This is a genomic window from Pantoea sp. Sc1 (assembly GCF_000255315.1).
In the GTDB taxonomy this organism is placed as follows: domain Bacteria; phylum Pseudomonadota; class Gammaproteobacteria; order Enterobacterales; family Enterobacteriaceae; genus Pantoea; species Pantoea anthophila.
In genome coordinates this window covers 2,053,817-2,073,140 of sequence record NZ_AJFP01000001.1, presented here as the reverse complement: position 1 = coordinate 2,073,140, position 19,324 = coordinate 2,053,817, and the positions used below count along the sequence as shown (strand labels likewise).

Annotated in this window: 15 protein-coding genes; 6 read left to right on the top strand and 9 right to left on the bottom strand. The window is 57.6% G+C overall.

The features are described 5' to 3' along the window. The first annotated feature begins 15 nt into the window (after positions 1 to 15). Positions 16 to 1,242, top strand: a complete 1,227-nt coding sequence (pepT, locus tag S7A_RS09565; RefSeq protein WP_009090106.1) for a peptidase T — start codon at positions 16 to 18, stop codon at positions 1,240 to 1,242. 36 nt (positions 1,243 to 1,278) lie between these two features. Here pepT and S7A_RS09560 read toward each other — a convergent pair whose 3' ends face one another. Both S7A_RS09560 and S7A_RS09555 read right to left on the bottom strand, forming a co-directional pair. Beyond that, entirely contained in the window at positions 1,279 to 2,055 is a 777-nt protein-coding gene (locus tag S7A_RS09560) for a transporter substrate-binding domain-containing protein (RefSeq protein ID WP_009090104.1), read from the bottom strand. Positions 2,056 to 2,112: 57 nt separating this feature from the next. Next, positions 2,113 to 3,279, bottom strand: coding sequence for a methionine aminotransferase (locus S7A_RS09555; protein ID WP_009090103.1), 1,167 nt, complete (start codon positions 3,277 to 3,279; stop codon positions 2,113 to 2,115). 125 nt (positions 3,280 to 3,404) lie between these two features. Here S7A_RS09555 and S7A_RS09550 point away from each other — a divergent pair, with 125 nt between their 5' ends. Further along, positions 3,405 to 4,286, top strand: coding sequence for a LysR substrate-binding domain-containing protein (locus S7A_RS09550; RefSeq protein ID WP_009090101.1), 882 nt, complete (start codon positions 3,405 to 3,407; stop codon positions 4,284 to 4,286). On the opposite strand, the gene S7A_RS09545 is transcribed toward S7A_RS09550, so the two are convergent. From S7A_RS09545 to S7A_RS09530, 4 genes are all read right to left on the bottom strand, one after another. Further along, entirely contained in the window at positions 4,244 to 5,908 is a 1,665-nt protein-coding gene (locus tag S7A_RS09545; protein ID WP_009090099.1) for a methyl-accepting chemotaxis protein, read from the bottom strand. The two genes, S7A_RS09550 and S7A_RS09545, sit on opposite strands and share 43 nt — an antisense overlap. Positions 5,909 to 6,125: 217 nt before the next feature. Further along, a complete protein-coding gene (locus S7A_RS09540; protein WP_009090097.1) occupies positions 6,126 to 7,646 on the bottom strand; it encodes a carboxylesterase/lipase family protein in 1,521 nt (506 codons plus the stop codon). A gap of 363 nt (positions 7,647 to 8,009) precedes the next feature. Further along, positions 8,010 to 9,353, bottom strand: coding sequence for a VOC family protein (locus tag S7A_RS09535; protein WP_009090095.1), 1,344 nt, complete (start codon positions 9,351 to 9,353; stop codon positions 8,010 to 8,012). Between the two features lie 67 nt (positions 9,354 to 9,420). Continuing rightward, positions 9,421 to 10,755: an aromatic acid/H+ symport family MFS transporter gene (locus S7A_RS09530; RefSeq protein WP_009090094.1), complete on the bottom strand. Its 1,335-nt coding sequence runs from the start codon at positions 10,753 to 10,755 to the stop codon at positions 9,421 to 9,423. 318 nt (positions 10,756 to 11,073) lie between these two features. Here S7A_RS09530 and S7A_RS09525 point away from each other — a divergent pair, with 318 nt between their 5' ends. After that, the gene (locus S7A_RS09525) at positions 11,074 to 11,994 is read left to right on the top strand and encodes a LysR substrate-binding domain-containing protein (RefSeq protein WP_009090092.1); all 921 of its coding nucleotides are present in this window, start codon (positions 11,074 to 11,076) and stop codon (positions 11,992 to 11,994) included. Here S7A_RS09525 and smrA read toward each other — a convergent pair. Continuing rightward, positions 11,991 to 12,557, bottom strand: coding sequence for a DNA endonuclease SmrA (gene smrA, locus S7A_RS09520; RefSeq protein WP_009090089.1), 567 nt, complete (start codon positions 12,555 to 12,557; stop codon positions 11,991 to 11,993). The genes S7A_RS09525 and smrA overlap by 4 nt on opposite strands. Positions 12,558 to 12,873: 316 nt before the next feature. Here smrA and S7A_RS09515 point away from each other — a divergent pair, with 316 nt between their 5' ends. Together S7A_RS09515 and uspE are read left to right on the top strand one after the other, a co-directional pair. Beyond that, entirely contained in the window at positions 12,874 to 13,626 is a 753-nt protein-coding gene (locus S7A_RS09515; protein ID WP_009090088.1) for an FNR family transcription factor, read from the top strand. Between the two features lie 117 nt (positions 13,627 to 13,743). Further along, positions 13,744 to 14,700 carry a universal stress protein UspE gene (gene uspE, locus S7A_RS09510; protein WP_009090086.1) on the top strand — a complete coding sequence of 319 codons (957 nt, stop codon included), beginning with the start codon at positions 13,744 to 13,746 and terminating at the stop codon, positions 14,698 to 14,700. A 44-nt stretch (positions 14,701 to 14,744) separates the two neighbouring features. Here uspE and pntB read toward each other — a convergent pair whose 3' ends face one another. Further along, the gene (pntB, locus tag S7A_RS09505) at positions 14,745 to 16,133 is read right to left on the bottom strand and encodes a Re/Si-specific NAD(P)(+) transhydrogenase subunit beta (protein ID WP_009090084.1); all 1,389 of its coding nucleotides are present in this window, start codon (positions 16,131 to 16,133) and stop codon (positions 14,745 to 14,747) included. Positions 16,134 to 16,136: 3 nt separating this feature from the next. Then, complete coding sequence (pntA, locus tag S7A_RS09500) at positions 16,137 to 17,669, bottom strand: Re/Si-specific NAD(P)(+) transhydrogenase subunit alpha (RefSeq protein ID WP_009090082.1); 1,533 nt, start codon at positions 17,667 to 17,669, stop codon at positions 16,137 to 16,139. Between the two features lie 542 nt (positions 17,670 to 18,211). Between pntA and ydgH the strand changes: the two genes are divergently transcribed. Beyond that, entirely contained in the window at positions 18,212 to 19,165 is a 954-nt protein-coding gene (ydgH, locus tag S7A_RS09495) for a DUF1471 family protein YdgH (protein ID WP_009090080.1), read from the top strand. The last annotated feature ends 159 nt before the right edge of the window (positions 19,166 to 19,324 follow it).

The window sequence follows — 19,324 nt, the reverse complement described above, 5'->3', positions numbered from 1 at the left end:
TAATAAGGAATAGTGATGACAGACAAACCTGAGTCGCAGCTCACCGAACGTTTTTTCCGTTACCTCGCCGTCAGCAGCCAGAGCGATGCCAAATCCACCACCCTGCCCAGCACACCGAGCCAGCACGCCATGGCCGCGCTGCTGGCGGAGGAGCTGCGTGCGCTGGGACTGGATCAGGTGGTGGTGGATGAACATGCCACCGTGACCGCCGTGAAGCGCGGCAACCGCCCTGACGCGCCACGCATCGGCTTTATTACCCATATCGACACCGTTGATGTCGGTCTGTCGCCCGATATCCATCCGCAGATCCTCACCTGGCAGGGCGAAGATCTCTGTCTCAACGCACAGCAGGATATCTGGCTGCGCCGCGATGAACATCCGGAGATCGCGCCCTACATCGGTGAGCCGGTGATTTTCAGCGACGGCACCAGTGTGCTGGGCGCAGACAACAAAGCCGCCGTGTCTGTGGTGATGACGCTGATGGCAAACCTCAGCGGCGACCATGGCGATATCGTGGTGGCCTTTGTGCCGGATGAGGAGATCGGCCTGCGCGGGGCGAAAGCGCTGGATCTGGAAACGCGCTTTAACGTGGACTTTGCCTGGACCATCGACTGCTGTGAACTGGGCGAAGTGGTCTATGAGAACTTCAATGGCGCCGCCGCAGAAATCGTGTTTACCGGCGTGCCGGCGCATCCGATGTCGGGCAAAGGGGTGCTGGTAAATCCCCTGCTGATGGCGCACGACTATATCAGCCTGTTTGACCGCCAGCAGACCCCGGAGCATACCGAAGGACGTGAAGGCTATATCTGGTTTAACGAGATTCAGGCTAACGCCAGCCGGGCGACCCTGAAAGCCTCCATCCGCGATTTTGACCTGACCCGCTTTGCGGCACGCAAAGAGCAGTTAGAAGCGGCAGCCAGGGATATTGCGGCGCGTTACCCAACCGGTGAGGTCAGCATCACCATCAGTGATATCTACAGCAACATCAGCAATGCGCTGGGTGAGGATCGGCGGGCGATCGATCTGATCTTCACGGCTTTTGCCGCGCTGGAGATTGAACCCAAAGTGATCCCGATGCGCGGAGGAACGGACGGCGCGGCCCTCTCAGCCAAAGGCTTGCTGACGCCGAACTTCTTTACCGGCGCGCATAATTTCCATTCGCGCTTTGAGTTTCTGCCCATCTCTTCGTTTGTGAAGTCTTATCAGGTCGCGGAGAAACTCTGCCATCTGGCGGCAGAGTAAACCGCAAAGTCGGGCGCATTTCGCGCCCGATTAAGGTCAGGGTTTCGCGCTGACATCAATGCCAGGGAAATACTTCTCCGCCAGCTTTTTAATGGTGCCATCGCTCTGCACTTTGGCAATTGCCGCATCCAGCGACTGTTTCAGCTGGGTGTCATCCTTACGCAGTCCGTAGCCGATGCCGGAGCCGAGAATCGCGTCATCTTCAACCGGTTTGCCGACAAAGCCGAAACCTTTGCCCTGTGGCTTATCGAGGAAGCCGGACTGACCGGCAGCAGACATCACCAGCGTGCCGTCAAGACGCCCCGCGACCATGTCGTTGTAAACCTGGTTCTGATCCTGATAAGAGGTCACCGTCACGCCCTGCGGCTCCCAGTGCTTCTTCGCGTAAGTTTCCTGAATGGACCCCTGCAGAACCCCGATATTTTTGCCCTTCAGACCGTCAGCGGTCGGGGCCAGATTCTCACCGGTCTTCGCCACTAACATTGTCGGAATACGGTAGATGGGCTGGGTAAAGGTGATGCTTCTGGCGCGCGCTTCAGTAATGTTCATCGCCGAGTTAATCGCGTCGAACTTCTTCGCCTGCAGCGCCGGGATCAGCGCATCAAAGCTGCTCTCAACCCAGTGGCAGGTAAATTTGCCCGCCTGACAGATTGCATTACCCAGCTCAATATCAAAGCCTTCGAGTTCGCCCTTCGCGTTGCGACTTTCAAACGGGGGATATTGTGACTCCACGCCGTAACGTAAATCCTGTGCCAGTGCCTGTAGCGATGTCATCATGCCCAGAGCGAGGAAAAGCGCGTTCAGTTTCTTCATTATTAGCCCCGAAAAGTATTATTTACCCGTTTCCCCTGCTTCACGCTGTCGCGTGATTCAGCAGGAAAACGCACTCAGCGCTGCTGCGCCAGCTTCCAGCGTCGCCTCGTCCTTTGCAAAAGAGAGACGAATCAGTTTGTTGTCTGTGCCATCCATATAAAACGCCGACAGCGGAATGGTCGCCACGCCGTGATCGACGATAAGACGTTTTACCATTTCACTGTCGGGTTCGTCACTGAAATGTCCGTAGCTGGCGAGCATAAAGAACGAACCGGCGCTCGGCAGCAATCTGAAGGGCGAATCCTGCATCAGCGCAATCAGCCGGTCGCGTTTCTGCTGATAGAATGCGCTGAGCGACAGATAATGATCCGGTGTCTGCAGATAGTGTGCGAAGCCCACTTGCATCGGCGTATCGGCGGCGTACATCATGAACTGATGCACTTTAACCAGTTCGCTCATCAGCGCCGCCGGGGCCAGACAGTAGCCCACCCGCCAGCCGGTAACGTGAAAGGTTTTGCCAAACGAGGAGACGATGACGCTGCGCGCAGCCAGCTCCGGATGCGTCGCCATCCCGCAGTGCGGGCGGCCATCAAACAGAATGTGCTCGTAAACCTCATCCGAGAGCACCACGATGTCTGTGTTGCGGATTAAGGCTGCCAGTTGGTTCAGATCCTCAGGCGTCAGCACCTGCGCGCTGGGGTTGTGTGGCGTATTGATGATGATCATGCGGGTGCGCGGCGTAATCGCAGCCCGTAATGCCTCCCAGTCGATTGCAAAGGAAGGCACCGCCAGCTTCAGCCCGACCGGCTTTCCGCCCTGCAACCGGACGACTGGCGCATAGCTGTCGAAGGCTGGCTCAAAGAAGATCACCTCATCCCCCTGATGCACCAGCGCGGTGATCGCCATATAGATCCCCTGACTGGCGCTGCCGGTGATCAGCACTTCGCTGGCGGGATCGTATTTCGCGCCATAAAGCGCCTCGACTTTCGTGGCGAGCGCTTCACGCAGGGCGGGCAGCCCCATCATGGGAGCATACTGATTGTGCCCCTCCTCCATCGCGCGGCTGACGGAGGCGACCAGCGCCGGGTCACAGGGAAAACCCGGTGCGCCCTGCGACAGGTTAATCGCCTGATGCTGCGCTGACAGCTGGCCAATCACGCTAAAAATAGTGGTGCCGACATCCGGCAGTTTTGAGTGAACAGCAACAGGCGTTGTCAGGGACATACTCTCTCCATCAGAAACATAGCCGGTCTGATCCGGTAAAAAACTATTCAACGGGCTGCGGCTTGAGTCGGCAAGCGAAATGTCGTCATAATAGCCATGACAAAAATGCATAGCTGAGGTTTATCGTGTCGCGCTCATCGCTGCCGCTTAATGCCATCCACGCTTTTCTGGTGACCGCCCGCCATCTCAACCTGACCCACGCGGCGGGTGAACTCTGTCTGACTCAGGGGGCCGTGAGCCGCAAAATTGCCGCGCTGGAGCAGTGGCTGGGGGTAACGCTGTTTGACCGTCATGCCCGCGGGCTGCGGCTGACCGCCCAGGGCAGCGCGCTGCTGCCGGAATTACGTCAGGGATTTGAGATGATGGTGCAGGCCAGCGAGAAGGTGCGCCGCACGCAGGTCAGCATTCGGCTGAAAGCGCCGAGCTGCGCGATGCGCTGGCTGGTTCCCCGGCTGATCGCGCTGGAGCAGCAGCGGCCGGAACTGCATGTGGCGCTGACCACCACGCTGGATCACGCAGCCCGGCTGGGAAACTTTGATGCGGCAATTGTTTATGGCAAGCCACAGCCCGACGGGATCACCCTGTTCAGCGAATCACTGACGCCGGTCATGGCGGCGGTTCAGCCCGCACCAGACGACCTGGCAGCGCTGGAGACGATGACGTTTCTGCATCCCACAGAGGACAAACGTGACTGGCAGTGCTGGCTGGAGGCGCAGCAGGTGACGCTGAAGATGCCGCGCAATCAGCATTTTTCCACCATGGACTTAGCGATCAGCGCGGCGATTCAGGGATTCGGGGTGGCGATTGCCGACAGCAATCTGGTGGAGAGTGACATCGCCAGCGGCAGGCTGATTAAGCCGTTCGCTGGCGAGGTGAAAACCGGCGCCGTTTACAGTCTACTGCAGCGGGCGCCGCAGGATGCGCCACCCTTCCTGGCGGAACTGGTGGCGTGGCTGTGCCGGGATCAGAAGGTGACCCAGTCGCCATTATCCACAGGTTTAGCCTGAGCCACGCTCAGCGCCGGCGCTTTCGGCGCGGTGGGCTTGTGGCTGATGACCGGCGCAGGCTGGCTGGTGCCGGAAAGACGGAACTTCGACACTGACGCCTGGAGCGCTTCCGTCTGCAGTGCGAGCGCACTGGCTGCCGCAGAGACCTCTTCGACCAGTGAGGCGTTCTGCTGGGTCACGCTGTCCATTTCGGTCACTGCCGTGCCAACCTGAGAGATGCCCTTGCTCTGCTCTTCCGAGGCAGAGGCGATCTGTTTCATGATGGCATCCACATCCTGCACCGATTTCAGGATGTTGTTCATGGTGCCACCCGTGGTGCTGACCAGTTCGGCGCCTTTATCCACCCGCTGAACCGACTCTTCAATTAGCGTGGCGATCTCTTTGGCGGCGTTAGCACTGCGCTGAGCCAGACTCCGCACCTCTGAAGCCACCACCGCAAATCCGCGCCCCTGTTCCCCGGCACGCGCCGCTTCAACCGCGGCGTTGAGGGCCAGAATGTTGGTCTGGAAGGCGATACCGTTAATCACGTTGGTGATCTCAGCAATTTTCTTCGAGCTGCCGGAGATGCCATCCATGGTGCTGATCACTTCACTCACCAGCTGACCACCACGCTGCGCTGTCGTGGTCGCGGTCTCGGCCAGCAGGCTGGCCTGACGCGCATTGTCGGCGTTGAATTTCACGGTCGCCGTCAGTTCCTCCATGCTGGCCGCAGTCTGTTCCAGCGCTGAGGCCTGCTCTTCGGTACGGGAAGAGAGATCGTTGTTTCCGGCAGAGATCTCCGCCGCGCCACGGGAGATATTTTCCGTGCCGTTGCGAATCGCACTGACCGCTTCGCGCAGGCTGTCCTGCATGGCACCCAACAGCGGCACCAGCTTACCGACGCAGTTACGGCCAAAATCGGTCACCGGCTGGCTCAGATCGCCCGTGGCAATGACCGCGAAGTGCGTGCGGATGCTCTCCAGCGGGCGCACCAGCATCGCCACCAGATAGCGATCGGTAAACAGCAGAATCAGCAGGCCGATGATCACCGCAATGGTGATAATCGTCTTGGTAATGGAGGTGAGATGATCGACCTCCACGCGGGTGGTATCGAGTTTTTCAGCCGCACCCTGGTTAAATTTGTCGGCACTCACGCCAAAGGCGCGGCTCAGCGGCGGGGTCACGTTGTTCGCCTGCTGGCGATAGGCATCCGGCGACGCCTGACGGGCCAGCTGCAGCTGCGGGGTCACGCCTTCGTCCAGCAGTTTCTGCCAGCTCTGAATCACGCTATCCACCACCTCCGGGTTCATCGGGCCCGGTGCCAGCTGCTTAAAGCGCGCCAGTTGCTGTGTCATGCTGTCCAGCGCCTGCTGCACCGGGGCATAGGCTTCATCCGTTAATGTTTTACCGGCAGCTTTACCTTCCATAACGCGCGACAGGCGCGTCACGACGCGGAAATATTGATCGTTCCCTTTGCTCAGAACCGTCATCTGTTCAACCAGATGACGGTCAACATCGTTGCCTTCGCTCAGCGCGCCAAGCGAGTGGATGCTATAGAGCCCGACGCCGCTCCAGAGTAAGCAGAACAGTCCCAGAATGGAGAGCATCACTGCTCTGATGGTAAAATTTTTAAGCATTCCCATACCAAAATCCTATACACGTTGACCCGCAAGTGTCGGGCATAGGAGGTTTATCGGCATGGAATTGTGAAGATGTAACTGTTTTGTTACCTAATATTTTACAGCGTCCGGATGTCAGATTTCGGTTAAAAACACGCTACATCAATCAGTTAGGATTAAAAAAGCAGATTTTTTTCATTCGCTTTATTTAATGGTTAGCGAGCTAATCATTAAATCCCCACTAAAGCCTGACCATGCGCGTCATCAGTAACCGGAAGAGGCGCAGGCGGGCACGCATAAAGTTTCGCTTCAGCTTCAGGGCGTGCTGGCGGTCGTCACCAAGTGACATTGTCACGTCATTGCCGGGGTGCCACGCGGGCCAGACTACCTCACCGTCCAGCTGATGCGTATATTCCGTGGCGTCGCGGGCAAACCTGAACCAGTAGTCGCTGACCTGCGCCGCAAACGCCCTGTCCGCCTCACTGAACGGCCGGGCTTCGTTGGGATCGGGCATCTGACTCAGCGTATCCAGCACATACGGCACTTCATTACCGTGCCAGGCACCATGAGGATAGAGGTCGCGGGCGTGCTCAGAGACATAATCAAACCAGTAGCGCCAGCCCGGCATGCCGACACGATACTGCGCCCGCATCACCAGCCACGGCATCAGGCTGAAGGCCATATCGCGCGCCACGGCCCGTCCCAGCAGTCGGTCGTCATGGATGTCATACATCCATTTAAGTGTCCGGTAGGTCAGCCGGTTTTTGTCACGCAACTGATGCAGCACGGCAGTGGCATCCACACCAAAATAGTCCAGCACGCTGGCCTCATCACTGTTGCTGCCCGCCATCAGCGGCAGACGGTGCTGTTTAGCCGCCAGGAAGGTTTTCAGCATCGGCTCAGGCAGAACGGCGTCCCCGGCAATCGGCACCGGCGGGATCGCCAGCGTCCCCTCCAGCGACCAGAAGGCATCGGCAGGCAGCGCGCGCAACTGCTCTGCGGTGACATCAGGCGGCAGGCCAAAGTGTCGTGCCACCGCCACCCCCTGCTGACGCGCCTTTTTCAGCGGGGTATCGGGCAGGCTGTAGGCGCTCTGGACAATGCCCTTGTGAAACAACCCTTCCGCCAGCGGCGAACAGCAGAGTGACAGCACGCTGCGCGCGCCGGCCGATTCACCGAACAGGGTCACATTGCGACGGTCGCCGCCAAAAGCGGGAATATTGCGCTGAACCCACTGCAGGGCGGCGATCTGGTCGAGCAGACCAAAATTGTTCACCGTGCCGGCAACAGGGTATTCCGCATCCAGCGCGGGATGAGAGAAGAAACCAAGATGGCCCAGCCGGTAGTTCAGGGTCACCACCACTGCGCCACGTGACGCCAGGGGTTTGCCGTTATAGGGGGCCAGTCCGCCTGCGCCAATGGTAAAGCCACCGCCGTGCAGCCAGACCATCACCGGCAGCGGTCGGGCGGGCTCCACATCGGGTGTCCAGACGTTAAGATAGAGGCAATCTTCACTGAACTCGCCGGGATTACCTCCGCCGACAGCCTCACACCAGGCCCGATTCTGCCAGCCCGAGGCACCAAACTGTGTCGCATCACGCACCTGCTGCCAGGGTGTGACCGGCTGGGGTGGCCGCCAGCGTAACGCGCCCACGGGCGGGGCTGCATAAGGTATGCCTTTGAATACGAAAAGGTCATCGTCCATGCTTCCACGTAACTCCCCTTCGGCAGTCATGATCCTCAGACCTGTTTCGTTTTTCATTCCTGATTCCCTGTTTACTCGTTCCTCCATTATTTGCAGGCCCGTCTGCATTGTCCAGGTTCAGGCGGGATTTGCAGAATATGCTGAACAACGCCCGGCAGCCCTCATCATGCTCAGCAGCCACTTGCAGGAGTCAGGGGCGGTTTCCGATTAATTCTGTTTATCTTTAAAATGGCGGGAGAGTGAGGTGACCGCACAGCGCTGAGGGGGGACTGACGGTTTTCCCCGCCAGCGGGCGCGCCGGACCCCCTGATGGCATTAATCAATCGGGGTAATCACAGCGCTAAACCTGTGCAGGCCGGTAAAGCGAGGATTTGCGCTTTACCGGCACGGGTCAGCAGACAACGTGAATCTGCGCTGGATCTATGCCGGGCGTAACCCACACTGCGCCAGCGAGCGCTGCTGGCGCGCTTCGTAAAGCGCCATCTCATCCAGCACCTCACAGCCCAGCGCCGCCTCAAAGGCCTGTCGGCTCGCCTGTCCTGCAGAACGCACCTGCGACTGGTCCCCCAGGTTAGACTGAAAGATCCCCGCCGCACTGACCGGCAGAAAGTCCTCATAGACGATGGGATCGGCCACCACCCGGCCCTGGGCAATCAGGGTATCCAGGGATTCACCCTGAGCGGGCGGTGTCATCATGCCCTTTTCACTCAGGCGATAATGGAACCAGGCCAGCCCCTGCTGACGCAGCGTCGTCTCATCGTCGGGGAAGTCGCGGAAAATCGCGGCCAGGTGCTGCTGATGCTGCTCGTTATCCTGACCGCTGCCCGCCTCACTCAGCAGCCGGTCGTAGAGCGCCCGGCCTTTCGGCGTCAGCGCAACGCCTCGCTGCTCAATTTCCCCGAAGCGCGCAGTGTGGGTGCCCGGATGTCCATCCTGAAAGATGATCGCTTCTTCAAGCGCCCTGAAGCTGGTCTGACGCAGCAGGATCGGCACCTGACGACGTGGCGGCCCCTCTATCAGCGTTTTCGGATCGATGCCGCGCGACGGCATCAGCTGCTGGACACGGTCGATATCCAGTGTGCGCGGCGTAAGATGGTTGATGTGGCAGCCGGGAAAGCAGACCACATCGGCGATCAGGCGATGCTGCTGATTAAGCGCCTGATAGGTCTGACTGTCGACAGGGCTGTGAGTGTGCCAGCGAAAGGTTTCCAGCGCTTCGGTAACAAAGGCCTCCGCCTGGTCGGCGGTGAAGCCGCCCTGCTCCTGATGCACCCGCAGCAGCGCCCGGCAGCGGGGAGTAAAAATGTCACGCGCGGCCAGAATCGTTGTCGCCTTCTCGCGCAGTGCGGGATCGTCGATCAGTTCAGGACGCAACAGTGAGGTGAAAACCCGGAAGGGATTGCGACGCAGCGCCGCGTCATCGACCGGTCGGAACGCGGTGGAGTGAACCGGCACGCCTGCCTGAGAGAGATCGTAATAGCCCACCGGGGACATGCCCATGACCGCAAACAGCTGGCGCAGCGTGGCGAGTTCATCCGCCGTCCCGACCCGAATGGCGCCGTGACGCTCAATATTGAGCCGGTCAATCTCATCTGCGGCCGTAAGGCGATCTTTCAGCGCACAGTCTGCTTCCAGCGTGCGTTCGTTGACGGTGGCGACCAGCTGCATCAGCGTGCCGTACTGCGGCACCTCCTGCTGATACATTCCTGACATCGCCTGAGAGAAACGGGTACGGATGCGATCCGCACTGAGAAAGTTTTCCATCTTATCCACCTGACACCGTGAGCGTTGCAGCTAATGTAATGCAACGCGCCGGTCTCAGCGGAAAAAATCACGAATCTGTGATCGGCTTAAAGCCGTAACGGTTTTTCAGCAGCAGCATCAGGGTGGTGATCACCGCCGGTATCGCCAGCAGCAGAAAGATCACGCTGAACGACCAGCCCAGGGACATCATCTCTGCTCCCACGAAAGCGCTCAGGATCGCCCCGACGCGACCCACAGCGTGCATCCAGCTGGAGCCGGTGGCGCGGGCATGGGTGGGATAGTAGCTGGCAGATAACGCATTCATCCCGGTGTTGGCCCCGTTAAAGCAAAAGCCACTGCAAAAGGCGATAGCGCTCATCATACCGACTTCGGCCGGTGAGAAGCCCAGGGCGACAATAAACAGGCCGCCACAGCCGTAGATCGACGCCAGCGCCAGATTGGCGTTGAACCGATCCATCATCCAGCCCGCAAAGAGCGATCCGAGGGTCCCACCCGCCTGATACATCGCAGTAATGATCGCCGCTTCGGTGACCGACATGCCCAGGGTGTTGACCAGTGAGGGCAGCCAGCTGCCAATCAGGTAGGCCATGAACAGGCCCATAAAATAGCCGCCCCACAGCATCACGCTGCCAAACAGATAGCGGCGCGAAAGCACGGTACCGATTGCGCCACGCACCGGCACGCTGGCTTCCGGTGCGTGAAAGGCGCAGTCGGGTGCGGTTTTGCCCGGCAGCATCCGCTCCAGGATGGCGTGAATGCGTGCAGCCGGCGCGCCACGACCGATCAGAAATCGCACCGACTCCGGCAGGCCACGGATCAGAAAAGGGAGCACCAGCAGCGGCAGGATACCGCCCAGCAGCAGGACCGAATGCCAGTCATAGCGGGGCAACAGCCAGGAGGCGGCAAAACCGCCGCTGGCCGCGCCGAAGGTGAAACCGCAGAAGACCACGGTGATAATGAAGGCGCGACGACGCTCGGGCGCATACTCCGCGACCAGCGTGCCAACGTTCGGCATCGCGGCCCCCAGTCCCAGCCCGGTCAGAAAGCGAAACAGCATCATCTGTTCGATGTTCTGAGAAAAGGCGGTGGCCAGCGTCCAGAGGCCAAAAAAGAAGACGCTGAAGATAATCATCATGCGTCTGCCGTATCGGTCAGCAAGCGGCCCTGCCACCATCGCACCCAGTGCCAGGCCGATCAGTGCGGCGCTGATGACGCCCCCCAGCTGATGATTGCTTACGCCCCAGGCTGCTTTCAGCGTTGGCGCGATAAATCCCATAATCGCAATGTCCATGCCATCGAGTGCCACCACGATAAAACAGAGTGCAATAAGCCGCTTTTGCCAGTGGCTGAGCCCCTGCTGGTTGATAAGCTGGCGGACATCTACCGCCTCGACGCTGGTCAATGGACACTCCTCGGGAGTAACGGGATCGGACATCAGTTTAAGTAAAAAAACGGCGCTTATGATAGCCCATCGTTAACCTTAAGCGGTCAGATTTTTATCGGGTGATGAGAATTCTTCAGTTTCAGCGCGGTAAGTGCCTGATATTACACTGGCGGGTGATGGGCGACGTCGGCGGGAGGGATGGCATAAGTCAGTCAGATCAGTCAGTTAACTAAAAAAGGCCAGATTTACCCTTTTGTTAAAAAAATTTGCAGCAAAGTTAACAGATTTCATTTTAAAGTATTGCTTAATGTTGGCCATTCTCATTAAGTTTACGCTATGGACAAAAATATCCTTTTCAATCAGCGCATTCGCTTGCGCCACCTTCACACCTTTGTTGCGGTTGCGCAGCAAGGCACGCTTGGACGGGCGGCAGAGACCCTCAGCCTGAGTCAGCCCGCCCTCTCAAAGACCCTGAACGAGCTGGAGGAGCTGACGGGTGCCCGCCTCTTTGAACGCGGGCGGCTGGGCGCGCAGCTGACCACTATGGGAGAGCAGTTTCTGACCCATGCGGTTCGGGTGCTGGACGCCCTGAACCATGCCGGACAGAGTTTCAATGAGCAGCCCGGTGATGCCCCGGCCATTATCAGGCTTGGGGCGCTCACCACGGCGGCGATGGGCATGCTGCCACGTATCCTGGATCGTTTTCATCAGCTGCAACCCAATACCACTATTCAGGTAGCAACGCTGCATAACAACGTCCTGCTGGCAGGCCTGCGCGGCGGCGAGTTCGATATCGGTATCGGCCGTATGGCTGACAGCGACATGATGACCGGTCTCACCTACGAATTGCTGTTTCTGGAGTCCCTGAAGCTGGTGGTGAGGCCGGAGCACCCCCTTTTAAGTGACAATGTCACCTTATCCCGGGCGATGCAGTGGCCGGTGGTGATCTCACCGGAAGGCACCGCCCCGCGCCGCATCGCGCAGCAGATGCTTGATGAACAGGGCTGCACGCTGCCGCCCCACTGTATTGAAACCTCCTCCACCTCACTGGCGCGTCAGCTGGCGCTGCGCTACGACTACATCTGGTTTGTGCCGTCCGGGGCCATCAAGGAGGACCTCAGCCACAATGCCGTCTGTGCCCTGCCGATTCACTCCTCCGGACCGGGTGAACCGGTCGGCATCATCACCCGCACCGGCGCGGAGCTGAGCCTGAGTGCCGAAGTGTTAATGTCGACCATCCGTAAATTTCACAGCTAGCGGCTGCGTTTGGCATGCCGCTCGCGGTTTTCCAGCCGCGCCTTGTCCGTTTTCCGCAGCCCGACATAGAGCGCCCCGGCGCCACCGTGCCGGGTCTGCGCCACACAGAAAGTCTGAACGTCATCGAACTGCTGCAGCCACCGCGCCAGATAGCTGCGCACGATGTTGGCGTGCGATTCATCATCGCGCCCCTTGCCGTGGATAATCAGCAGATTGCGTAAACCCAGTTTGTGCGCCTGCATCATAAAGTTAAACAGCGCCTGACGGCAGGTTTCGACCGGTTGCCGCAGCAGGTTGAGACTGGCATCCAGCTTATACTCCCCTCTGCGCAGCTTATCGACGATGCCCTGCTGAATGCCGTCGGCTTTATACTCCAGCGGCGTATTGAGCGGAATAATCTCCAGATCGCCCCGGGTAAGAAAGTTCTCCAGCACCGACTCATCGGGTGCTTTGCGTGGCGCTTTGGTTGAGGGGGATTTAAGCCACAGGGTTGTGGTGGTGTCTTTCAGCGGCGTGACATCACCCATGGCATCCCGAAACAGATCGTTATCATCAAGGTTCATGGTTTTCTCACACCTGATTAAAATTGATAGCCTACAAAAACAGGTCTTACCCGATAGCGTAGCAAAAGGTGGAAACACCGGGCCAGCCCACTTTTCTGATTATGACTGGCCGCAGCTTTTCGGGTAACGGATCAAAAAAACGGAAACTTTTCGTGACACTTTTGCCGCGCGCCGTTCTGAGAAGCCCGTCACATCTGCGTTTAGCGATGTGTGAATCATCCCTGGTTTTTGTAAGTGTAAAACTGCTCGGATGAGTTCCCTTCAGCTCAAAAAATGTTAAAATTGACCCCAGTCAATAATCGTCGAGCGAACCATTATGATCCCTGAAAAACGCAGCATTCGTCGTATTCAGTCGGGCGGTTGTGCCATTCACTGCCAGGATTGCAGCATCAGTCAGCTCTGCATCCCCTTCACGCTAAATGAACATGAGCTGGATCAGCTCGACAACATCATTGAGCGTAAAAAACCGATTCAGAAAGGGCAAACGCTTTTCAAAGCGGGTGACGAACTGAAGTCACTGTACGCCATCCGTTCCGGCACGATCAAAAGCTACACCATTACTGAGCAGGGTGATGAGCAGATTACCGGTTTCCATCTGGCGGGTGATTTAGTCGGCTTTGATGCCATTATGGGTGCCAGCCATCCCAGCTTTGCGCAGGCGCTGGAAACTGCCATGGTCTGTGAAATTCCTTTTGAAACCCTGGATGACCTGTCAGGCAAAATGCCTGCCCTGCGTCAGCAGATGATGCGTCTGATGAGCGGTGAAATCAAAGGCGACCAGGATATGATCCTGCTGCTCTCCAAGAAAAACGCAGAGGAGCGCCTGGCGGCCTTTATCTGGAACCTCTCCCGCCGCTTCGGCCAGCGCGGCTTCTCACAGCGTGAATTTCGCCTCACCATGACGCGTGGCGACATCGGTAATTATCTGGGCCTGACGGTGGAAACGATCAGCCGTCTGCTGGGCCGATTCCAGAAGTCCGGTATGCTGGCGGTGAAAGGCAAATATATCACCATTGAGAACCACGCCCTGCTGGAAGAGTTAGCAGGTCAGAGCCATCAGGCCGCCTGATCCGCCGCCGGATCAATAAATCTTATTTTGTTGATCCGGCAGTAACTTTTTCACTTCTTCCCCTGTGCAACATAGGCTATCTTTATTCCAGTCGCTCTGGTTTAAGGAGAACGCCTCATGTCCCAGTACCAAAATATTCTGGTCGCCATTGATGCCCAGCAAGACGATCAGCCCGCGCTGCGACGTGCGGTCTATCTGAATCAACGTATTGGCGGGAGAATCAAAGCCTTTCTGCCTATCTATGACTTTTCCTATGAGATGACCACCCTGCTGTCGCCGGACGAACGCGCCTCCATGCGTCAGGGCGTCATCAGCCAGCGCACCGAATGGATTCGTGAACAGGCCCGCGCCTATCTGGATGCCGGTGTCGAAATCGACATCAAGGTTATCTGGCATAACCGCCCCTATGAAGCGATTATTCAGGAAGTGCTCGCCCATCAGCATGACCTTGTGCTGAAAATGGCTCACCAGCATGACCGCCTGGAGTCCGTGATTTTCACCCCCACCGACTGGCATCTGTTGCGTAAATGCCCCTGCCCGGTCTGGATGGTGAAAGATCAGCCTTGGCCGGAGGGCGGTAAAGCTATCGTCGCCGTCAATCTTGCCAGCGAAGAGCCGCATCATGATGGCCTGAATCAGAAGCTGATTCGTGAAACGGTGAAGCTGGCCGAAAAGGTCAACCAGACCGAGGTGCATCTGGTGGGTGCCTACCCGATTACGCCGATCAACATCGCGATTGAGCTGCCTGATTTCGACCCCAGCGTCTATAACGACGCCATCCGCGGTCAGCATCTGGTGGCCATGAAAGCGTTGCGGCAGAAGTTTTCCATTGGTGAAGAGTTCACCCACGTTGCCAAAGGGCTGCCTGAAGAGGTTATCCCGGATCTGGCTTCGCATCTGGGAGCCGGTGTGGTGGTGCTGGGCACCATCGGACGCACCGGACTTTCGGCTGCATTCCTGGGTAATACCGCGGAACAGGTGATCGATCACCTGCGCTGCGATCTGCTGGCGATTAAGCCAGACAATTTCAAGTCGCCGATTGATCTGGATGATGAAGAGGATGAGGAGGATTAAACCTCCGCAAAAAAAGGGGCGGCTGATTAGCCGCCCCTTTTCTGTTACAGCGCTTTGATAATCGCTTCGACGCTGGCTTTGGCATCGCCAAACAGCATCTGACTGTTCTCTTTAAAGAACAGCGGATTCTGCACCCCGGCATAGCCGGTGTTCATTGAACGTTTGAAGACCACCACATTGTGTGCTTTCCACACCTCCAGCACCGGCATGCCGGCAATCGGGCTGCGGGGATCATCCTGCGCCGCCGGGTTCACCGTGTCATTCGCGCCGATAACCAGCACCGTATCGGTTTCACTGAAGTCATCGTTGATCTCATCCATCTCCAGCACCACGTCATACGGCACTTTGGCCTCTGCCAGCAGCACGTTCATGTGTCCTGGCAGGCGGCCCGCCACCGGATGAATACCGAAACGCACCCGGATGCCGAGGGCACGCAGTCGGGCGGTCAGATCCGCTACCGGATACTGTGCCTGTGCCACCGCCATGCCGTAGCCTGGCGTGATAATCACCGACGCAGAGGACTTCAGCATCTCAGCCGTCTCTTCAGGGGAGATCTCGCGATGTTCTCCTGCTTCCTGACTCTCATCGCCGCTGCTGGCTTCGGTGCCAAAGCCGCCCGCAATCACGCTGATGAACGAACGGTTCATCGCTTTACACATGATGTAGGAGAGGATTGCACCGGATGAGCCCACCAGCGCACCGGTCACGATCAGCAGGTCATTGCTGAGCATAAAACCGGCCGCGGCCGCAGCCCAGCCTGAGTAAGAGTTGAGCATCGACACCACAACCGGCATATCTGCACCGCCAATGGAGGCAACCAGATGCCAGCCAAAGGCCAGCGCAATGATCGTCATCAGCAGCAGGGCAAACACCTGCGCCGCAGTGCTGCTGGTGTCAACAAACCAGAGCAGCAGCAGGAAGGAGACGACCAGCGCCAGCAGATTGAGCTTATGACGGTGGGGCAGCGTCAGCGGTCGTGAGGAGATTTTGCCGCACAGCTTGCCAAACGCCACCAGTGAGCCGGTAAAGGTAACGGCACCGATAAAGATCCCGATAAAGACTTCGCTGAGATGGATATTTTCCATCGCGGCAGGCAGGCCTGGCGCATGGTCGATATAGCTGTTAATCCCGACCAGCACCGCGGCCAGACCCACAAAGCTGTGCAGAATCGCCACCAGCTCTGGCATTTCGGTCATTTCGACTTTTTTTGCCAGGCGAATGCCGATTGCACCGCCAATCACCATCGCCAGCAGGATCCAGGCCACATTGCCGCTGTCCGGGCCGAAGATGGTTGCGATGAGGGCAAGCGCCATCCCGCTGATGCCGAAAATATTGCCTCGTTTAGCGGTCTCATGACGCGAAAGACCCGCAAGACTACAGATGAACAGAATGGCAGCCACAATATAGGCTGCAGTGACTAATCCGCCAGACATGAATTACCCCTTACGAAACATTTTCAGCATGCGCTGCGTGACGGTGAAGCCACCAAAGATATTGATGCTGGCAATCAGCACGGCAATAAAGGAGATGAAGGTGACCCAGCCACCGTGCCCCATCTGCAAAACCGCTCCGATGACGATGATGCCGGAGATGGCATTGGTCACGGACATCAGCGGGGTATGCAGTGCATGGCTGACGTTCCAGACCACGTAGTAGCCAACCACGCAGGAGAGCGCGAACACGGTAAAATGGGAGAGGAACTCCGCCGGTGCCACGCTGGCCAGCCAGCCAAACAGCACAATCGCCAGAGCCATCAGCAGCGCGGTGCGCCACGGCGAAGCCGGTTTTGCTTCCGGTTTCTCAGCAGGTTTTGCGGCGGCAGGTCTGGCCTGAGGGGCAGCAGAGACCTGAATCGGCGGCGCGGGCCAGGTGATTTCGCCGTCGCGCACCACCGTCACGCCCCGCACCACCACATCCTCAAAATCGACCTGGATTTCGCCATTTTTTTCTTTGCAGAGCAGCCTGAGCAGGTTGACCAGATTGGTGCCGTACAGCTGGGAGGACTGCGTCGCCAGCCGGCTGGGCAGATCGGTATAGCCGATAATTTTCACGCCATTCGGTGTCACGGTCACCTGGTCGGCGACGGTCAGCGCACAGTTGCCGCCGGTCTGCGCCGCCAGATCCACAATCACACTGCCCGGCTTCATGCTGGCGATCATCTCTTCGGTGATCAGTTTCGGAGCCGGTTTGCCTGGGATGAGCGCGGTGGTGACAATGATGTCCACCTCTCTGGCCTGGCTGGCGAACAGCGCCATCTCCGCTTTGATAAAGGCGTCGGACATGACTCTGGCATAGCCATCCCCACTGCCCGCCTCCTCTTCAAAATCGAGTTCGAGGAATTCGGCGCCCATACTCTGCACCTGCTCTTTGACTTCGGGACGGGTATCAAAGGCCCGGACGATGGCGCCCAGGCTGCCCGCCGCGCCTATCGCAGCCAGTCCCGCCACGCCAGCCCCAATCACCATCACTTTTGCCGGTGGCACTTTACCTGCCGCGGTAATCTGACCGGTAAAGAAGCGGCCAAATTCATGTGCCGCCTCGACGATAGCGCGATAACCGGCGATGTTGGCCATCGAGCTCAGGGCATCCAGCGACTGCGCGCGCGAAATACGCGGCACCGAATCCATCGCCATCACCGTCACCTGACGGGCGGCCAGCTTTTCCAGCAGCGCCGGATTCTGGGCGGGCCAGATAAAACTGACCAGCGTGCTGCCTGCACGGGTCAGCGCAATTTCGTCCTCATCGGGTGCGTTTACCTTCATGACGATATCGGCCTGCCAGACCTGCTGACGGTCGCTGAGGGTGGCACCCGCAGCAAGGTAACTTTCGTCATCAAAACTGGCGCGTTTACCGGCGTCGTGCTCAAGCGTGACGCTGAAACCCAGTTTGATCAGTTGTTCCACGGTCTTTGGCGTGGCTGCCACGCGCGACTCGTTTGGCAACCTTTCCTTGGGTATTCCAATTAACATAGTGTTTCCTTTCATCGGTTAAAGGATGATGGCCCGAATCCGCACCACGACAGCGCAGCCGAAACGCGGTTTCAGCTGCTTATAGTCGAAATGCAGATATTTCAAAGTGTTTATAACCTACTTAAATTGTGACGCCTGATCCACAGCGGTTACCGCAGATGGAGACATTCACCTGATTATTCAGTATTCGCTTTGAAATCCTGCATTATTACGCTATTAAAACGCGTCATCAGCAGATAATCTGCTATGAAAATTGCGCTCCGGACGAATTAATCAACAATAAAAACCCTTAATTAACAATACATTAACTGTTATATCGCTAAGTGTTACCGTTTTTAGTGGTAACAGCGCCCAGAAATGACGCCTTAAACGCATTTCATGACAGTCAGATGAAAAACAGGGAGTTGAATAACGCGATATCGCGCAAAAAATCGCTGCGACAGTCTGTTTATAACATGCAATAATCAGCGGCTAATCTGTTATACATCAAGAGTCCAGCACGTTTTCGTACTCATTTTTGCGTAAGGCGAAGGATTATTTTTATGAAGCTGAAGAACACTATTCTGGCGTCCACTCTGTTGTCCCTGCTGGCAGCTAATGCATTCGCTGCGCAGGAGTTAACGCCAGAAAAAGCGGCCGCGTTGAAGCCATTCAAACGTATTAATATCACCGGCCGTTTCAACGCAATTGGCGACGCAGCCGATGCGGTCTCTAAGCGTGCAGATGAGATGGGCGCTGCTTCTTTCTACATTCAGGGGATCAACGACAGCAACGGCAACAGCGGCAACTGGCGCGTTACTGCCGACCTCTACAAGGCTGATGCCCCGGCCGCTTCCGAAACCACCCAATACCGTCGCTTTAACGGCGTCAACGAACTGCCAAAGGCTGAAGCTTATAAGCTCGAACCTTTCGACACTGTTTCCGTCAGCGGCTTCTTTGCCAGCCAGCCTGATGTCAACGATGCGATTTCAAAAGCGGCTAAAGAGAAAGGCGCCGCCTCATTCTTTATTGTTCGTCAGATTGACGCCAACAGCGGCGGCAACCAGTACATCACAGCCTACGTCTATAAAGCGGATGCTAAAGCGCGTGTGGTTCAGACGCCGAACGCGATTCCTGCCGACTCAGAAGCGGGTAAAGCTGCACTGGCTGCGGGTGGCGCAGCGGCCGCTCAGGTTGAAATCCCTGGCGTCGCCTCCTCTGAGACACCGAGCAATAAAGTGGGCCGCTTCTTCGAAACCCAGAGCTCAACCGGCAAGCGTTACACGGTCAATCTGCCAAACGGCAAATCCGTGCAGGAAGTGAACGCGATTACGGCCGCGCAGATGCAGCCATTCGACACCGTGACCTTTACCGGTCACTTCGGTTCCCCTACCGAAGTTTCTGAAGAAGTGGCGAAGCGTGCGTCTGATAAAGGTGCGAAGTTCTATCACGTGACCCGTCAGTGGCAGAACCAGAGTGGCGGTAACCTGACCGTCACCGCTGACCTGTTTAAGTAATCTCTTCAGGGCGGCGCCCGCCGCCCTGCTGTTTGCATAATTCCTGCGCGGATTTGCATAGTCACGCATTGCCATCCCCCGCCACACTCCGTAAAATCTGCCGCCTGTTTTGCCGGAGTTTGTCCCTGTTTTCTGCCGCGAGTCTGCGATAACCCAGCG

Coding starts and splice junctions, on each gene's coding strand:
- pepT (WP_009090106.1), top strand. CDS start 16: ATGACAGACAAACCTGAGTCGCAGCTCACCGAACGTTTTTTCCGTTAC.
- S7A_RS09560 (WP_009090104.1), bottom strand. CDS start 2,055: ATGAAGAAACTGAACGCGCTTTTCCTCGCTCTGGGCATGATGACATCG.
- S7A_RS09555 (WP_009090103.1), bottom strand. CDS start 3,279: ATGTCCCTGACAACGCCTGTTGCTGTTCACTCAAAACTGCCGGATGTC.
- S7A_RS09545 (WP_009090099.1), bottom strand. CDS start 5,908: ATGGGAATGCTTAAAAATTTTACCATCAGAGCAGTGATGCTCTCCATT.
- S7A_RS09540 (WP_009090097.1), bottom strand. CDS start 7,646: ATGAAAAACGAAACAGGTCTGAGGATCATGACTGCCGAAGGGGAGTTA.
- S7A_RS09535 (WP_009090095.1), bottom strand. CDS start 9,353: ATGGAAAACTTTCTCAGTGCGGATCGCATCCGTACCCGTTTCTCTCAG.
- S7A_RS09525 (WP_009090092.1), top strand. CDS start 11,074: ATGGACAAAAATATCCTTTTCAATCAGCGCATTCGCTTGCGCCACCTT.
- smrA (WP_009090089.1), bottom strand. CDS start 12,557: ATGAACCTTGATGATAACGATCTGTTTCGGGATGCCATGGGTGATGTC.
- S7A_RS09515 (WP_009090088.1), top strand. CDS start 12,874: ATGATCCCTGAAAAACGCAGCATTCGTCGTATTCAGTCGGGCGGTTGT.
- uspE (WP_009090086.1), top strand. CDS start 13,744: ATGTCCCAGTACCAAAATATTCTGGTCGCCATTGATGCCCAGCAAGAC.
- pntB (WP_009090084.1), bottom strand. CDS start 16,133: ATGTCTGGCGGATTAGTCACTGCAGCCTATATTGTGGCTGCCATTCTG.
- pntA (WP_009090082.1), bottom strand. CDS start 17,669: ATGTTAATTGGAATACCCAAGGAAAGGTTGCCAAACGAGTCGCGCGTG.
- ydgH (WP_009090080.1), top strand. CDS start 18,212: ATGAAGCTGAAGAACACTATTCTGGCGTCCACTCTGTTGTCCCTGCTG.